We start from the raw sequence: 2,298 nt of genomic DNA, 5'->3' as shown, positions 1-2,298 counted from the left end.
TGGTAATGATGATAAATTCATATATCCTATTTATATATTTTATGTTATAGTTTCATATGTTAATTAATTACAATGTTCTTCAAAAAGGAGTATACATAATGAAAGCAAAGAAACTAATATGTTTTTTAGCATTACCACTTATGTTAGTAGGATGTTCTAAGGACAATACAGAAGAGAAGAAGACTGATAGCTTAAAGGTTTCAGAGTCGGAAAAGAAGAAAGACGAGTCAATAGACAAAGAAGCAGATAAGCTATACAAAGAAAAAGAAGAATTGCTTGATGAAAAGGAAAAATTGCTTGCCGAAAAGGAAAAATTGCTTGCTGAAAAGAAAGCCAAGGAAGAAAAAGAGGTAACGGAAAAGAAAGAAGATACAGATAAAAATGAAGTCTCAAACGATAAAACAGTAAAAGAAGCTGTAATTGGAGAAGGTAGAACACTAGCTGAGGAAAGAGAGTATAGAGATAAGCAGTTAACAAAAGGTTCTAGTGCATCTTCTCCTTTAGAGAAGTATCAAGAAGATATTAAGGATACTTCTAATGACTTAAAGACGGCAGTTCAATCTATTAAATCCTTAGCTGAAAAAGATGGAACGTGGAAAACAACTCAAACAGGATTAAAGGGAGAATTAAGTAGAGTAAGTGGGAGAGCTAATAGACTAGCAAGTATAGAACCTCCTAAGGAGTATGATTACTTCAAAGTTCAATTAAGAGACGATGCAAGAGCAATTAAACAAATGGTAGACCAAGCATTTATAGCTTTAAATGAAAATGATACTGAAACAGCCAAGTTAAACATAGGTGCTATGATAGATTATGTAGATATAATGTCTTCAACATTAAACGAAATACAAAATGTACAAAATGGAGTTTAAAGGGATTTCGTTTAATAGGTTTTATTGTAAGACCTATACTCAAAGCATTATCTAAAAGCAAATTTTTAATTACATAAAAATAGAAAAAGGCCGCCCATAGGACGGCTCTTATTTTTGTTTATCAAACTATTCTTTTGTTTTATTTCTTGCAATACTCGTAAAACCATTTTCCACCTGGTCGATTATCCATCCACCAAGTGATTTTATCTAATTCAGTATTAGGTAATACTTCCGTTTCCAGGTACGCCACGCCAGTTAAAGGATCAGATATAACCTTTCCTTTAATTCCCCGCTCATTCATGGCATTTAATACTTCTGGAACTAATGAAACGCCAAACCCACCAGATTTAACGTATTGATAGCCACCATTAGAAACAGTTTGTTCTTGTTGTTTTTTTTCTGTGAACCAAGATAATGGCTTGCTGCCAATCAATTGGTTCAAATCACACTTTCCAATACCAGGTACATTTCCTGTTTCTGTGTATTGCCAAATATCGCATGGATAATCAGGTTTCTTCCCACCATAACGAGGAATCCATACAAAGTCAGCCTTTACATTTGCCATTCCGAACGGAGCATACATGTGATGGCCTACATATAAACCAACTTTCTGAGCACCTAATCGTCGCAATTCATCAATAAAAGCTTGTGTTCCTGCCCTCATATCATCCATTGTTTTTACTTCTACATCAGCAACCCAGACTGTTGCGCTCTTGTCTCCGCGGTTCCAAAAGTCCCGAGCTTCTATACGTGCATCATTTTCAGAAACGAAACGACAGAATGCATAGTTACCAAAAGGAATGCCATGCTGTTTCATTGATTGTACATACCCTTTATATAATGGATCTACATAATTCGAACCATCTTGTACACGAGCGATAATAAAATCAATGTATTGTTTCGCTACAGGCCAGTTAACATCACCATTCCATTTTGAAATATCTACAATGTAACCCATTATTGAACATCTCCTTTTTTCTCTTCTTGTTTTTGTTTGCCACCTAAAATCGCAACTGCATTTGTTAAGGCTTGTGGAAGTGGAATACCCATTCGTCCAGCATTTTCTAAAAGTGAAAGTAATTCGTTACCCATGAAAAAGAAAATTGTCGCTTCACGAATAGCACTATTGCTTCCTAACACTGCATCTAATTGGGCTGCCGCTCCAACTAAAAGAAAAAGCACCACCTTTTTGGCGATGCCTTTAAAACCAACTTTACTTTTTAATTCTCCGTTATATCCTGCTGCAATCATGCCAGTTAAATAGTCAATAACTGCCATCGTCACTAAGATTTTCAATGTTGCATCCCATCCTCCCAAGAAATACCCACAGAAGCCACCGAATGTAGCAATAAATGCTTTCATTAATATATCAATACGATCCATCTTTCCATCTCCTTATTTATAATAAAAAAGAGATACGCTTGTC

At 35.2% G+C, this 2,298-nt stretch carries 3 protein-coding genes; 1 reads left to right on the top strand and 2 read right to left on the bottom strand.

From position 1 onward, the window contains the following. Positions 1 to 98: 98 nt before the first annotated feature. Positions 99 to 872 carry a DUF6376 family protein gene (locus tag ACQGS6_RS26865; protein ID WP_071772649.1) on the top strand — a complete coding sequence of 258 codons (774 nt, stop codon included), beginning with the start codon at positions 99 to 101 and terminating at the stop codon, positions 870 to 872. A 139-nt stretch (positions 873 to 1,011) separates the two neighbouring features. Here ACQGS6_RS26865 and ACQGS6_RS26860 read toward each other — a convergent pair whose 3' ends face one another. Together ACQGS6_RS26860 and ACQGS6_RS26855 are read right to left on the bottom strand one after the other, a co-directional pair. Further along, the gene (locus tag ACQGS6_RS26860) at positions 1,012 to 1,830 is read right to left on the bottom strand and encodes a GH25 family lysozyme (RefSeq protein ID WP_426965904.1); all 819 of its coding nucleotides are present in this window, start codon (positions 1,828 to 1,830) and stop codon (positions 1,012 to 1,014) included. Continuing rightward, complete coding sequence (locus tag ACQGS6_RS26855; protein ID WP_426965903.1) at positions 1,830 to 2,255, bottom strand: phage holin family protein; 426 nt, start codon at positions 2,253 to 2,255, stop codon at positions 1,830 to 1,832. Before ACQGS6_RS26855 ends, ACQGS6_RS26860 begins: the two co-directional genes overlap by 1 nt. Positions 2,256 to 2,298 lie beyond the last annotated feature (43 nt).

Origin of the sequence: Bacillus sp. GMs2/2 (assembly GCF_050172095.1) — a bacterium.
GTDB classification, from domain to species: domain Bacteria; phylum Bacillota; class Bacilli; order Bacillales; family Bacillaceae_G; genus Bacillus_A; species Bacillus_A cereus.
This window is presented reverse-complemented; position numbering and strand designations above follow the sequence as displayed.

Coding starts and splice junctions, on each gene's coding strand:
- ACQGS6_RS26865 (WP_071772649.1), top strand. CDS start 99: ATGAAAGCAAAGAAACTAATATGTTTTTTAGCATTACCACTTATGTTA.
- ACQGS6_RS26860 (WP_426965904.1), bottom strand. CDS start 1,830: ATGGGTTACATTGTAGATATTTCAAAATGGAATGGTGATGTTAACTGG.
- ACQGS6_RS26855 (WP_426965903.1), bottom strand. CDS start 2,255: ATGGATCGTATTGATATATTAATGAAAGCATTTATTGCTACATTCGGT.